Consider the following 13,654-nt stretch of genomic DNA (forward strand, 5'->3'; position numbering starts at 1 on the left):
GTCCTTGAGGAGTTGGTCAATCAGGTCAATATTAATAGAAGAAGATTCTTTAGTCATAGTCCCTCCAATCGTAGAATAAAAACTCTACGGGTCTATGACCGTTTACACAAAATTTTTTACACCCTCTCTTTTGTTGTACCTGTAGATGAATCTGTAGATAATAGGATTTAAGGAGTTGGGACTACCGCTAAGTCGTTGAAAATATGGAGCCAGCGAGGGGACTTGAACCCCTGACCTCCGGTTTACGAAACCGATGCTCTACCAACTGAGCTACGCTGGCTTTTCAACTGTCAATGAAGACTTTTCAAAGTACAAGACCCTACGCCTGACTGTCAAGCATTTCGATTTCACTCGTTATGAAATTTTCAATTGCTTTTCAGCAGTGAATTGCTTATCGCCCAAAGGTAAAATTTATCTTCGGATTCGGCGGATAAAGCGCATGGGGCGGATACTTTTGAAAAATCCATGCGCTTCAAGCGAATGATTTATTTCTTGTGCGCTTCGGCTTGCAGGCTTTGTGCAATGCGCTCGACTTCGCCCATTACGCGCAATAAATTTTCGCCCAGCACTTTTTTAATATCGGCATCGGAAAACCCGCGCTTCATCAGTTCCATGGTGATATTCGGCAATTTCGATACATCTTCCATTCCTGTTGGCGAGCCATCCAGCGGAATGCCATCGAAATCCGCGCCGATGCCGACATGGTCGATGCCTGCCACTTTAATCGCGTGAACGAATTGATCCATCAACATGGCAAACGGAGTTGCGCCGATTTCATCAATCTTGTTGGCGTCGCGCCAGGCCTTCAACTCTTCGGCAACGCGCTTGGCGTCGTTTGGGTATTGTTGTTTCAACTCTTCTTCGCGCGCCCGCGATTTCATCGTCCATTCGGCTTTGCGACCATCTACGAACCCATTATAAAAATTGATCATAATCACGCCGCCGTTTTTCGCTAAAGCCTTGAGCATATCGTCGGTCATATTGCGGGTGTGATTAGCCAGCGCACGACACGATGAGTGCGAAGCGATGACCGGCGCTTTCGTGGTTTCAATCACATCGTAAAATGTCTTATCGGCAACGTGTGAAATATCGACCATCATTCCCAGACGATTCATTTCCCGAACCACTTCGCGACCGAACGTATTCAATCCGTCGTGATGTTTGACATTCGGATTATTTAAATCAGCTTCGGAATCCGCCCAGTTGTTGGTGTTGGTATGCGTGAGTGTCATATAGCGCACACCGAGTTTATGAAACATTCTAAGCGTCCCCAGGCTGTCTTCGATGGCGTGTCCGCCTTCGATGCCCATGAGTGCGGCAATCTTATTTTTCCTGGCAATGCGGCGAATGTCGCTTGCCGTGGTTGCCGGTTCCAAAACCTCCGGGTGGCGGTGAATCTGATGGTAAACCACATCAATCATATCAAGCGCGCGACGGGCTGCGCCGCCGCCCTCCGAGGGTTTTTTGTTGACGAATATTTTATCAACATAGATGGCGAAAAACTGTGCGTCGAGTCCGCCTTTTTTCATTCTCAGCAAATCGGTGTGGGTTTTAATTTTGCCGTTGGGGTCGGCACCGTTCATTCCCAAATCGAATCCGTCATCCATAATCGGCGTGGTGACATCGTTGTGGGTATCGATAACCATAGAATCGCGGTGCAAGCGTTCAGCGCGAGCGCGAAGCGCCGCGTCATCAGTTGTATTCGTTTGTTTTGACATAATTCTCTTTGTCGGGCTTTGTGCAATGATGATTGAGGGCAACGCGATTAAAGCAATAGAACAAAACGTCAGTAAAAGTTTAACCTTTGCAGTCATCGGGTGAAATCCTTTTCTGGAAACGATGAAGCCGTTCAGGACGAAGGAGGAATAGAAAAGTTTCCGTGGTTCATCGTTCCTATTTCATACTTCATCGTTCTTTTGATGTGTAATAGCCGCGTCGGGCGCGGACTTGCAAACCCGCGCGTTTGACTTCGACGCGAATCTCGCGAAAGACTTTAGCGCGGCTGTCGTTTTTTGAATAATAGGTCAGCACATATTGGGCGCGAACTTCGGCGGCAATGCGTTTGTAAATTTCCTCCAGATCGCGCACCTCTTTTTTCGGGTCATCATATATCGGCGGAAAAAATGCTTTGCCGCCGGTATCTTCGCACATGGCTTTTAATACGAATTCGCCACCCAAATCCTGTACATTCAGCGAAGGCGCAATTCCAGTCGAATGCACCGAATAAATCACAATGTCCGACATCTGCACATCTTTTAACGCCTGCGCAAGCGTTATGCCCGATGCCGTGTCCGTACCGTCCGAGAGCACGACCATCACGCGACGACCTTCCACCGAACGCAAATATTTTGCGCCTTCGCTCAGTGCATTATAAAGCGCCGTTGCGCCTTGCGGTTTCAGGTTCGCCAAGGAGTGCACCAGTTGTTCCAGGTCGCCGGTAAGCGCCAGTTCCAACCGCACATCGCTTGAGACGCTGATAATCGCTGCCGTATCGCCGGCGCGCATCACGTTGCGGAAAAATTGCGCTGCCGCCCGCTGTTCAAAATCAAAGCGCGAACGAATCGAAGTCGACGTATCGAACAGAAAAACCAGTCGCAAAGGCAACTGCCCTTCGCGATAGACGCCTTCGATGTCCTGCGGTTTATTGTCTTCGTAAACCACGAAATCCTGGCGGGTCAAATCATTGATTTGATTACCGGCATTGTCGGTAACGGAAGTTATCGCGGTGACTAAATCGGCGGATAGTTTAATCGGCGCGTCATCATCTTTCGCGGGTTCATCCGAGTTGACGCGACGCGGGCGGGTTTCGGTTTGCGCGGGCGGAGCCGATGGTTTTTGCGTTGTTGGTTTTGTAGGCTGAGTTTGCCTGCCCGATTGCGAGAACGCCAAAGTCTGCATCAATGACACCAGACAAAACGCCACCAACCAGGCGAATGGAAATCGTTTAAATATTTGCTTCACCGTTTTGCGCTACCTTACTGTCCTAAGCTGGTCGTTGGAGTTTACGTTCCCACTTCAAGCTTTGTTCATTGTGAACCGTTGGATAAATAGCCGCTACGCCACTCATCGAAATCCTTTAATCCGAGTTCAACCTGCACCTGATGACGCTCGCGTTTGCCTTTGGCTTTCTTGCGAAGTTCTGTATCGAGCGGCGGCAGCAGTCCAAACATGATATTCATCGGCTGAAAATTTTTCGCTTCGGCATTCGCGACATAATTCGTGAGGCTGCCCATTGCCGTGCGCCGCGGCGGCTTTTCAATCGCTTTCCCTTGTGCGATGCGCGCTGCATTGACGCCTGCCATAAACCCTGTCGCCATCGCTTCGATATAACCTTCGACGCCGGAAATTTGTCCCGCAAAGAGAATGCGCGGCTGCGCTTTCATTTGCAAGGTTTCATTTAACAGCGCAGGCGAACAGATAAAGGTATTGCGATGCACCTGCCCGAAGCGTATGAATTCGGCATGTTCAAGACCGGGAATCAATTGCAGCACAGCCTTTTGCGCGCCAAATTTCAGATGATTTTGAAAGCCGACGATGTTGTAACTGTCGGCAAGCAGGTTTTCCTGACGGAGTTGCACCACCGCGTAAGGAATTTTTCCGGTGCGCGGATTGACGAGACCTACGGGTTTCATCGGCCCGAAACGCAAAGTATCGATGCCGCGCCGGGCAATCTCTTCAATTGGCAAGCACGCCTCGAAAAACAAGGTCTCTTCAAACTCATGCAAGGCGACGGATTCAGCGGCAAGCAAAGCTTCGTAAAACCTTTGATACGCGGCTTCATCAAACGGGCAATTGAGATAATCGGCACCGCCTTTATCGTAACGCGCCGCCCGCCAGACGATTGTGTAGTTGATGGTTTCGGCATCAACGATGGGTGAAATCGCGTCATAGAAATAGAGATGGGTTGAACCTGTGAGCTGGCTGATTGCCGCAGAAAGCGCCGGCGAGGTGAGCGGCCCGGTGGCAATGATGACCACGCCTTCGGCAGGAATTGCGGTAATCTCTTGGCGAATGATTTCAATATTCGGATGGGCGCTGATGCGGCGCGTCACTTCTTCGGAAAATTTTTCGCGGTCAACCGCAAGGGCTGCGCCTGCCGGAACCGCTGTTTGATGAGCAACCGAAAGCAGCAACGAACCGCCGCGCCTTAACTCCTCTTTTAACATGAAAGGCGCAGTTCCCGGCTCATCCGATTTGAGTGAATTCGAGCAGACGATTTCACCGAGGTTGGCGCTCTGGTGCGCAGGTGTCGGACGCATCGGGCGCATCTCATAGAGGCGAACCTTCGCGCCGCGCTCTGCGGCTTGCCAGGCGGCTTCGCTGCCCGCAAGCCCGCCGCCAATCACTGTAACCTGATTTACACTTGTCATAGAAAATTTCATCTTAACATCAGCGATTGAAAGCTATCAAAGAGTCACATTGCTTGTTTGCGCTTCAAGCAATCGGATAAACTGGCAAGCTAATTCTTTCAGAAGACAATCAGCTATGGATGTAATTTTTAAAATTCCTCAAGAAAGCTCCGCCTATCCTGATTCATCAGCCTATGTCATCGAACAAATTTCTACTATCATCAAAGCAGCCATAGACGCAGGTAGAAACCGAATTTTCATTCATACCAATCTCAAACGTGGATTACCGCTTGAAAATATAAATAAGGTAGCAGGGCCTTTTGTTGAAGCTTGGGCGCTAGAGCAGTTTGAAACGATAGCCGAACTCTCCGGTAATGAATTTGAGTTAATCAATGTTCAGGCGGGAAAACGTTTAGACCCTTTCGACATCGTTTTGCAATTCAAACGCCAGGACAACTCCGTTGAATATCTTTCTGCCAATGTAGATGTAAAAGCGACTGCCGAAGACATCGTAACTTCGGGCAAAAGCCCAAATATCACTTCTTTTGCGCGCATTCGTTCCGAGTACCTTGATGACCCGGATTACATTTTTATCATTCTTTCTCTAAAGCACCGCGTCTATTCGGAGAAAGATATTGTGACGGCAATGACCAATGGAATTATGGAAGTAGTGTCGTTTGCCGCTTATGATTTGAAATACATTTCCACATCAGACATCAGTTACAATCCGGCTCTGGGTACTGGTCAGATACAAATACGAGATATACACTATGTCACAGTTGAACGGCGAACGACTTGGGAATTCTTGCAAATTCTGGATGGTAAATTTATTCGTTCAAGGGGAAAGGATGCTTGGTTAAAAATGGCGAAGAAGTATCAATGGGTTAAGGAGAGTTAAGGATGGAGATTCCACAACTGATTTGCGGAGATGCAATTGAAGAGATGGAGAAAATGCCCGATGACTCCGCTGACCTTATTATTGCAGACCCCCCTTATAATCTCGGCAAAAATTATGGCAACAATCTGGATTTGAAGGCTTGGCACGAATATGAAGCGTTTACACTGAAATGGCTTAATGAAGCAAAGCGTCTGTTGAAACCTTCTGGCTCAATTTATGTCTTTATGGGTGTGCGATTCATCTCCAGATTATTTCTAATGATGGAAGAATCTTTAGGGCTGGTCTTCAACGGTTGGATAACCTGGCATTACACACAAGGGATGGGTCGTAAAAACGGCTTTTCGCCAAGACACGAAGACATTTTGTATTTTACAAAATCGCAAAAATTTACTTTTAACCTCGACGATATCCGAGTTCCGCAAAAATATTATCGAGAAAGAAATAACATGGCAGGCGCAAACCCCGGCGATGTCTGGCAGTTTTCTCACGTCCATTACTGTAGCGAAGAGAGAGAAAACCACCCTACGCAAAAACCTGAGGCGTTGTTGGAGCGAATAATTCGAGCCAGCTCAAATCCAAACGATGTTGTTATCGACCCTTTCGTTGGTAGCGGCACAACCTGTAGAGTTGCACAGGTACTAAAGCGTAAATCCATAGGCATTGACATCAACCCCGAATACATCGCCCTGAGCCAAAGACGAGTGAATTCGATATTCACCAATTTTGATTCCATCGACCCAAGAGTACAACGAACCCCGAAAGATTTGCCGAAAGATGATGCTTCACAGGCTGCCTTGCTTTTTGAAATAGGAAATTCCCAATGAAAATCATTGTTCTGACATCTGTTTTATGTCTACTTCTCCAAAGCTGTTTCGCGCAAAGTTCACAATTCAAATCCAACACTGACCAATCCAATCAAGCAGACAAATTCAAAGGTGTAAATAAAGCGCCGGGTTTTTCCAAGCGCGTGGTCTGCATTGACCCCGGACATCCTTCGGAAACCAGCGCCGGAAGTGTCGTGCAAAACGGCACCACCGAAGTTCACATCGTCTGGGTCGTCGCTTTGAAATTAAAAAAACTGCTCGAAGCCGAAGGCATCAAAGTTGTCATGACCAAGCAGAAAGAGAATCAACAGGTCACCAATAAAGCGCGCGCCGAAACTGCCAATCGCGCCAAAGCCGATTTGATGATTCGCCTGCATTGCGATGCTTCGCAGGATAACGGTTATGCCATTTACAGTCCCGACCGGCAAGGCACTGTGCAAGGGGTCACAGGCCCCGCGCAAACGGTGATTGACCGCAGCCGCATCGCCGCCGATTTCGTTCATCAAGGCATGGCAGGCGTTCTTGAGGGGGTGTTGAAAGATGGCGGGGCGCGCGGCGATTCGCAAACTTTTGTCGGTTCCAAGCAGGGCGCGCTCACCGGTTCGATCTTTTCCCAAGTCCCGGCAGTGCTGGTTGAAATGGTGGTGCTCAGCAATCCATCGGATGCCGAATTCATCAAGACCGAAGATGGACAACTGAAAATGGCGCAGGCTATTGCCGCAGGGATTAAACTATACCTGCAACAAAATCCGTAAAGCATCGCGCTCGCTCAAGTCGCATCTAAGCGCGAGCCTTGAATGTTGAAATGCGAAAGGAAAAGCTTATGCCAAACAGATTGAAGCGAATTTTAAGAGCCGGGTTATTCGCCACCTGCATCATCACTTTGCTTAGCGGTTTCACCTGGCAAAAGTTTGCTAATCTCGACCGCTGGGAAAAATTCGATTTTGCCAAACAAATCATTAAACCCGAACAGATTCAACCGCTCACCTTGAAAGAACTCTCACTGCTTCGCGGAATTGTCTTTGGTAAACACGGACGCATCTTCCGCGAACCCGATATTTCCGACTACCTTTATTCGCGCCAGTGGTACGAACCGACCGATGAATTCAAAAACAGCCTGCTCAATGACACCGAGCGCAAAAATATTGATTTGATACGCGAAACGGAATCGAAAAAACATATGAAGGTTGAACCCGGCGATTTGCGTTTCTATCGCGACCGCATCATCACACGTGAAATGCTCGGCAAACATTCGCTTGCCGAACTGCATGTCATGCGCGCCGAAATCGAAGCGATTCATGGCAAACGCTTCGATGATGAACCGACCTTGCAAACCTATTTTGAGGAACGTTACTGGTACACCTCCGCAGAAAAATACGACCCGAAAACGCTTTCGGAAATCGAACGCCGGAATATGGCATTGATTGCTGCGGCAACCAAAGAGCAACGCAATTTAAAACTCTCGCCCGGCGACATGGCATATTTTCAAAATCAAGCGTTGACCGAAGATTTACTGAAAGGTTTGAGCTTGTATGAACTGAGAATTCTCAGAAATGAAATTTATGCGCGACGTGGCAGACAGTTTCGTACCTTCTGGATTGCCGATTATTTCTATTCACAGGATTGGTACAAGCCGATGGATGATTTCGGCGAGCCGGAACTGTCGGCAATCGAAAAACAGAACATCGCCACCATCGTCGCTTATGAAAATCGCATTCACCAGGAGTTGGGCAACAAAGTCATCACCAGAGATTTGCTTGAAGGCATGTTTTTGGAAGATGCCAGTAAATTGCGCAATGAAATTTATGCGCGACGCGGCAAGGTATTCAAAGACAAATGGCTGAATAAATATTACGCGAGCTTTTCGTGGTATAAAGCCAACCCGCGTTTTTCTGAAGCGATGCTCACGCCAACCGAAAAGACCAATATCGCCACCATTCGCGCATATGAAAAACAGGCGACCAGTTTGATGGATATGGTCGAGGGCTGATAAGGCAACCGCAAAGTCCCGCGTGTCGGGACCTCAACCAAATCAGTCAACAGAAAATGGATGCCGGAGCGAGCAGTTACCGCTTACCCCGGCAGCTTAAATTTTTTTCGGAAACATCAGATTTTTTCTCGTCGTTCGTCTCTCTGTCCGCCTTTTCAACTGCTACAATAGCCAAAGAGGTTTTGGGAATGAAAAAAATTTTATTAATCGCCCTGTTGATTTTGTCTCTAACAGGTTCTATTAAGGCGCAGACCCCGACTGCGCAACCGGCAACCGCCATTGCCCACACTACCGACAGCAAAAGCACAGCGGAAATTCGCAAAGAGACTTTCGAGGTCGTCTGGCGCACGGTCAAAGATAAACATTTCGACCCGACGCTGGGCGGCGTTGACTGGTTCAAAGTGCGCGATAAATACGAGCCGCGCCTGGCAAGCATCAATGATAACAATGCGCTTTATGTCCTGTTGCAAGAGATGCTCGGCGAATTGCATCAATCGCATTTCAACATCATTCCACCCGAAGCCATCGTGCCCGATGATGTCAAAGAACCGCCCAACGGCGGCATCGGCATCGATGTGCGAATGCTCGACGGTAAAGCCGTCATCACCCGCGTTGAACCTGAGTCGAAAGCCGAACAAGCCGGTATTCGCTCAGGTTTTGTGATTAAAAAAATCGAAAACACCACGGTCGAAGAGTTGTTTGAACGCGCCAAAAAACGCAAAGAGCCAATCGCCTGGACAAATTTGCGAACCATGCGCGCGGTGCTTGCGCGTCTGAACGGCAAGCCCGGTGAAAGCGTCCGTTTCACTTATCAGAACGACCGCAACAAGGAGCGCGAAATCGCTCTTGAGCGCGAACGCCTGAAAGGCGAAATGTCGAAACCGCTCGGCAATTTCCCGCCACAATACACAGAGATTGAAACCAAACGCCTGGCTGGCAACATCGGCTACATTCGCTTCAATACCTTCGCCTTGAATTTGACCGACCGCATTAAAGCGGCGGTGCGTTCGATGACCGATACCGAAGGCGTAATTTTTGATTTGCGCGGCAATCCGGGCGGCGTCGGCGGCATGGCTTCAACGATTGCCAGCGTGTTATCGAATCAATCGGGTTCGCTTGGCACCATGCGCATGCGAACCAGTGAAGTGCGGTTTGTGATCTTTCCGCAACGCGAAGTGAATCTGAAACCCGTGGTGATTTTAATTGACGGGGCGAGCGCTTCGACTTCGGAAATTTTTGCCGGCGGCATGCAGGAACTTGGACGGGCGGTAATTGTCGGCGAACGCAGCCTGGGCGCGGCATTGCCTTCTACTTTTCAAAAATTGCCGACCGGCGCGTTGTTGCAATTTGCCATTGCCGATTTCAAAACCCCGAAAGGCGTATTGCTCGAAGGTCGTGGCGTGATTCCCAACGTCGAAGTGAAATTAACCCGCGCCAGTTTATTGCAGGGACGCGATATGCAACTTGAAAAAGCTATCGAACAAATACAGAAACGGGCAAAGAGTGTCTCGGCACTCAGCCGTTAGCTTCAGTTTTTGGATAGTCAACTTGAGCGATGCCGCATCCTGCGCTCGTTCAATAATTATTCGGTTCAATTCATAGAGGAGAATTATGAAAAAAGTATTAGTGAGCCTTTTTTTAGTTTTAGCGGCAATCGCTCCGGCGTTTGGTCAGGATAAAGCGCCAACGATTGACCAGATTCTTGACAAATATGTGCAAGCCATCGGCGGCAAAGCGGCGGTGGAAAAACTGAACAGTCGTGTCGGCAAAGGCAATTTCGAGGTTCCGGCATTTGGCGCAAACGGTTCCCTGGATGCTTATGCGAAAGCGCCGAACAAAACGCTTATGATCATCAACATTGATGGTTTTGGGGTTGTCCAACAGGGCTTCACGGGAACCGCCGGTTGGTCATCCGACCCGCAAAGCGGTATGCGCGATTTAAGCGGTTCGGAGTTAGCCGCCGCCAAACTCGATGCCGAGTTTCATCGCGACATCAAACTCAAAGAGTTGTTTCCCAAGATGGAACTCAAAGGCAAAGAAAAACTCGCCACCGGCGAAGCTTATGTCATCGTTGCCACCCCTGCGAGCGGAACTGCGGAAACTTTTTATTTCGACGCTCAGTCGGGACTCTTGGTACGGCAAGACGCGACCCGCGAATCCCCACAGGGCACCATGAATGTTCAGGTTTTGTTTGAAGATTACAAAGAAATCGATGGCGTGAAAATTCCCTTTACCATCAAACAAAATTCCGATGCCATCAGCTTTGTCATCAAGTTCACGGAAATCAAACACAACGTCGCCATTGACGAAGCGAAATTCAACAAACCCGCCGGACAATAGAGGTGATGGAGCCGTCCGGTAAGTTACATCCAAACCGCCGATAGCGAATGACCATCGGCGGTTTTCGGTTTATTCACAGCGTCTTAATCCCTGCAAAAAAAGGATATATTTTCGAGCGTTGCCAATAAGTTTTGAAATGCTTATGGGGTTTGATACAATCGCCATCCACTCATAGCGCCGGCGCATTGTTTGAGCAGGAAGCTACAGCATATTGCGTCGCGCCTTGTGACCGAACACCAAATATAGTTTGCGTTCGGGTAATGGAAATCTTTTGAATGGGGCACCCTGATGGCTTCAACTACACCGGTCAATACCGATGTTTTACTTGCTGTCGAAACTGAAAGCACACTCTCACTCAAAACCATCGTTAAAGACACCACTATCGAAATCATCACGCAATACAAAGCCGATGACCGACCATGGATTGTTGGCTTCAGCGGCGGCAAAGATTCAACCACGCTTTTACAGATGGTCTTTAATGCGTTGAAATCGCTTTCCAAATCTGAATTGCGTAAAGAAATTCATGTCCTTTGCAACGATACGCTGGTTGAAAACCCTGCGGTGGTTCGCTTCATTGACGACACCCTCGATAAAATTCGCCGGGCAGGAGAGAAATTAAAATTGCCGATAACCGTCGCCAAAGTCACGCCGACTTTGGCAGACTCGTTTTGGGTCAACCTGATCGGCAAAGGCTATCCGTCGCCCAATCGCTTCTTTCGCTGGTGTACGGAACGCATGAAGATCAACCCGACCAGCGAGTACATCAAAAAGGTGACAAGCGATGGTGAGGCAATCATTCTGCTTGGCACGCGCAAAGCCGAGAGTTCCAACCGTGCGCAATCAATGAAGAGTTACGAACGCAAAGGGCATCGCCTGCGCCGCCATACGTTGCCCGGCGTCTTTGTTTATGCGCCGATTGCCAACCTTTCCGACCGGGACATCTGGAATTATCTTTTGAACGTGCCATCGCCGTGGGGCGCAAGCAACAGCAAACTCTACACGCTTTATCGCAATGCTTCGGGCGGTGAATGCCCGCTGGTGATTGACACCAGCACGCCGAGTTGCGGCAATTCGCGTTTCGGTTGCTGGGTCTGTACCGTCGTTGACGTAGACAAATCAATGGAGGGTTTGATTGACGCAGGCGAAACGTGGATGGAACCGATGCTTGATATGCGCGACTGGTTGCGCGAGATTCGCAATGATTTGACGATGCGGCAAACCTGGCGGCGTGATTTGAGTGATGGAACCGGCCCGTTTACAAAAGCAGCCCGTGAAGCGATTTTGCGAAGATTACTTACAGTTCAGCAAGAGACCGGGTTAAATTTAATTTCCGAAGAAGAGTTGTCTGCTATCCAGTGGATATGGCATCACGATTTTCACGACGCGCCGGTAGTCGCGGAAATTTATAAAGAAGTTTTCGGCAAAGAGGTATTGGTCGTGAGAGATGAAATCGTCAAACGACGCAAAGAGGAGCGTGAACTTCTGGAACAGATTTGCGCCGAAGAAGGCGTTCCCCCTGAATTGATCGAACAACTCGCGCAGATCGAAAAAGACAAAAGCGGTCTGATGCGCCGACACGGATTGTTTCAAGATATTGATAGAGCGTTGAGAATGTATTTGAAAAGAACCGAAGATGCGTCTCCTTTAACTCATGCCTGATATTTTAACCTATTACCTCAATAAAATTCAGAAGCTACGTATAGACCGCGCACATGGAAAACCTGCCTTACATAAACCGATATTGCTTTTAGCGGTTCTGGATTTGATTGAACAAGGAGCTATTACTGAAAACAAAATCAGTCCTTCACCGCAACTCGTTGACGCTTATATGAGGTATGCCTCTCGAATCGGTCTAATACCACCGAGACCGTTTCTGCCGTTTAATCATTTGAAATCATCCGGCTTTTGGCATCTTCATGCAAAGAAGGATCAAGAAACTGTTTTCGCCGCTATCAATCAATATAAAAGTATGCCGCAACTTGCTCAGGTCGTCGCTTATGCAAGTTTGGATGAAGACCTTTTCATCTTATATCTAAAGCCTGAAACGCGAGAAATCATTCGACAGACGCTCATAAAAACTTACTTCGGCAATCAAAGCGAATTGGTTCAAGCAGTAGTGAGTGAAAATCGTCAAATAAACAATTTGGAAGAAATGTTGATTAAACAGGCTGAACAAAAAATGCTCATCAGGCAAAAAGAAATTCCTGAAACGCCGCTTCGTAGTGCAGCATTTCGCAGCGTGATTATGAAACTTTATGACTATACTTGCGCTGCTTGCTGTTTGAGAATCATCACCCTCAACGGAACATCCGCAGTTGATGCCGCGCACATCATTCCCTTTTCCGAATCGCATGACGACGGCATTGGCAATGGTCTGGCTTTGTGCAAATTGCATCACTGGGCTTTTGATATTGGAATCATCGCGCTTGATGATCGCTATAAAATCATGGTTTCTTCGGCATTCGAGGAAAGTGGCTCTAAAGAAATGGTAATCAAATCGCTCCGAGGAAAAGAAATCATCTTGCCGCCTCAAAAACCGTTTTTTCCTTCACTTCATTCAATACATTGGCATCGCAGCCATAAATTTCAAAACTAATTTCCCCAAGCGTTTGAGATGTGTGCGTCATCTATGTACCGATTAAGGTATTGAGAGTAGAATCCTAATCACGATGGCAACGGTTAGAGAAATAACTTTGCAAATATCCGAAGAAGCGTTTTCAGCTTTACGACGTTCGCCCGAAGAGTTTGCCCGTGAGATGCGACTTGCGGCGGCGATTCATTGGTATGAGCGCGGCGAAATTTCTCAAGAAAAAGCTGCCGAAATTGCCGGTCTTGACCGCACAGGGTTTTTATTAGAACTGGCGCGGCAACACGAAGAGGTTTTCGTCGTAGATATGAATGATTTGAAAAGAGAATTGAAGTGGCAAAGCCGTTTTGCCCACGATACAAGCCAAAGTTGAAACGAATTTCGAGTATGCCGAAAATCGCATAGTCATTCGATTGAAGGAAAAGTCATGGCAGCAAATTTACTGGACGAGTTAATCAAACAATCCGAAAAACTTTCACCCGACGAGCAGTTGAAACTGATTGCCCATCTCGCGGACAGAGCGCGGCGCAGCTATCCATCATCTAAGCCGCGCCGTCAATGGAAAGAGATTTGTGGCGTTGCGCCCTATCCGTTGGTCGGCGAAGATGCACAAGACTGGGTATCGCGCAGCCGCCGCGAAAGCGATGAAAATCGGTAGAGACAGCT

Annotated in this window: 13 protein-coding genes and 1 tRNA gene; 10 read left to right on the plus strand and 4 right to left on the minus strand. The window is 48.2% G+C overall.

The features are described 5' to 3' along the window. Positions 1-204: 204 nt before the first annotated feature. The 4 genes from AB1757_03895 to trmFO form a co-directional block, all read right to left on the minus strand. Positions 205-280 (minus strand) — tRNA-Thr (locus tag AB1757_03895). Positions 281-485: 205 nt separating this feature from the next. Continuing rightward, on the minus strand, positions 486-1,718 hold the full coding sequence (locus tag AB1757_03900) for a dipeptidase (protein MEW6126183.1): 1,233 nt from the start codon (positions 1,716-1,718) through the stop codon (positions 486-488). Positions 1,719-1,905: 187 nt separating this feature from the next. Then, the gene (locus AB1757_03905) at positions 1,906-2,961 is read right to left on the minus strand and encodes a VWA domain-containing protein (protein MEW6126184.1); all 1,056 of its coding nucleotides are present in this window, start codon (positions 2,959-2,961) and stop codon (positions 1,906-1,908) included. 65 nt (positions 2,962-3,026) lie between these two features. Beyond that, a complete protein-coding gene (gene trmFO, locus AB1757_03910; protein ID MEW6126185.1) occupies positions 3,027-4,370 on the minus strand; it encodes a methylenetetrahydrofolate--tRNA-(uracil(54)-C(5))-methyltransferase (FADH(2)-oxidizing) TrmFO in 1,344 nt (447 codons plus the stop codon). Between the two features lie 115 nt (positions 4,371-4,485). On the opposite strand from trmFO, the gene AB1757_03915 reads away from it, so the two are divergent. The 10 genes from AB1757_03915 (at position 4,486) to AB1757_03960 (ending at position 13,646) form a co-directional block, all read left to right on the plus strand. Beyond that, complete coding sequence (locus AB1757_03915; protein MEW6126186.1) at positions 4,486-5,247, plus strand: restriction endonuclease; 762 nt, start codon at positions 4,486-4,488, stop codon at positions 5,245-5,247. A gap of 2 nt (positions 5,248-5,249) precedes the next feature. After that, positions 5,250-6,071 (plus strand): site-specific DNA-methyltransferase, encoded by an 822-nt coding sequence (locus AB1757_03920; protein ID MEW6126187.1) that lies wholly within the window; start codon positions 5,250-5,252, stop codon positions 6,069-6,071. Continuing rightward, the gene (locus AB1757_03925) at positions 6,068-6,826 is read left to right on the plus strand and encodes an N-acetylmuramoyl-L-alanine amidase (protein ID MEW6126188.1); all 759 of its coding nucleotides are present in this window, start codon (positions 6,068-6,070) and stop codon (positions 6,824-6,826) included. Before AB1757_03920 ends, AB1757_03925 begins: the two co-directional genes overlap by 4 nt. Positions 6,827-6,894: 68 nt before the next feature. Then, positions 6,895-8,061, plus strand: a complete 1,167-nt coding sequence (locus AB1757_03930) for a YARHG domain-containing protein (GenBank protein MEW6126189.1) — start codon at positions 6,895-6,897, stop codon at positions 8,059-8,061. A gap of 188 nt (positions 8,062-8,249) precedes the next feature. Then, on the plus strand, positions 8,250-9,587 hold the full coding sequence (locus AB1757_03935) for a S41 family peptidase (protein ID MEW6126190.1): 1,338 nt from the start codon (positions 8,250-8,252) through the stop codon (positions 9,585-9,587). 85 nt (positions 9,588-9,672) lie between these two features. Then, positions 9,673-10,401: a hypothetical protein gene (locus tag AB1757_03940; protein MEW6126191.1), complete on the plus strand. Its 729-nt coding sequence runs from the start codon at positions 9,673-9,675 to the stop codon at positions 10,399-10,401. Between the two features lie 288 nt (positions 10,402-10,689). Further along, positions 10,690-12,060 carry a DNA phosphorothioation system sulfurtransferase DndC gene (gene dndC, locus AB1757_03945; GenBank protein MEW6126192.1) on the plus strand — a complete coding sequence of 457 codons (1,371 nt, stop codon included), beginning with the start codon at positions 10,690-10,692 and terminating at the stop codon, positions 12,058-12,060. A 310-nt stretch (positions 12,061-12,370) separates the two neighbouring features. Next, entirely contained in the window at positions 12,371-12,997 is a 627-nt protein-coding gene (locus AB1757_03950; GenBank protein ID MEW6126193.1) for an HNH endonuclease, read from the plus strand. Between the two features lie 73 nt (positions 12,998-13,070). Then, the gene (locus tag AB1757_03955; GenBank protein ID MEW6126194.1) at positions 13,071-13,361 is read left to right on the plus strand and encodes a UPF0175 family protein; all 291 of its coding nucleotides are present in this window, start codon (positions 13,071-13,073) and stop codon (positions 13,359-13,361) included. 54 nt (positions 13,362-13,415) lie between these two features. After that, the gene (locus AB1757_03960) at positions 13,416-13,646 is read left to right on the plus strand and encodes a hypothetical protein (GenBank protein MEW6126195.1); all 231 of its coding nucleotides are present in this window, start codon (positions 13,416-13,418) and stop codon (positions 13,644-13,646) included. Positions 13,647-13,654: the final 8 nt, after the last annotated feature.

This window comes from Acidobacteriota bacterium (assembly GCA_040754075.1).
Taxonomy (GTDB): domain Bacteria; phylum Acidobacteriota; class Blastocatellia; order UBA7656; family UBA7656; genus JBFMDH01.

Bases quoted from the DNA above. Each gene is read 5' to 3' on its own strand.
- AB1757_03900 (MEW6126183.1), bottom strand. From the start codon at position 1,718: ATGTCAAAACAAACGAATACAACTGATGACGCGGCGCTTCGCGCTCGC.
- trmFO (MEW6126185.1), bottom strand. From the start codon at position 4,370: ATGACAAGTGTAAATCAGGTTACAGTGATTGGCGGCGGGCTTGCGGGC.
- AB1757_03915 (MEW6126186.1), top strand. From the start codon at position 4,486: ATGGATGTAATTTTTAAAATTCCTCAAGAAAGCTCCGCCTATCCTGAT.
- AB1757_03920 (MEW6126187.1), top strand. From the start codon at position 5,250: ATGGAGATTCCACAACTGATTTGCGGAGATGCAATTGAAGAGATGGAG.
- AB1757_03925 (MEW6126188.1), top strand. From the start codon at position 6,068: ATGAAAATCATTGTTCTGACATCTGTTTTATGTCTACTTCTCCAAAGC.
- AB1757_03930 (MEW6126189.1), top strand. From the start codon at position 6,895: ATGCCAAACAGATTGAAGCGAATTTTAAGAGCCGGGTTATTCGCCACC.
- AB1757_03935 (MEW6126190.1), top strand. From the start codon at position 8,250: ATGAAAAAAATTTTATTAATCGCCCTGTTGATTTTGTCTCTAACAGGT.
- AB1757_03940 (MEW6126191.1), top strand. From the start codon at position 9,673: ATGAAAAAAGTATTAGTGAGCCTTTTTTTAGTTTTAGCGGCAATCGCT.
- dndC (MEW6126192.1), top strand. From the start codon at position 10,690: ATGGCTTCAACTACACCGGTCAATACCGATGTTTTACTTGCTGTCGAA.
- AB1757_03950 (MEW6126193.1), top strand. From the start codon at position 12,371: ATGCCGCAACTTGCTCAGGTCGTCGCTTATGCAAGTTTGGATGAAGAC.
- AB1757_03955 (MEW6126194.1), top strand. From the start codon at position 13,071: ATGGCAACGGTTAGAGAAATAACTTTGCAAATATCCGAAGAAGCGTTT.
- AB1757_03960 (MEW6126195.1), top strand. From the start codon at position 13,416: ATGGCAGCAAATTTACTGGACGAGTTAATCAAACAATCCGAAAAACTT.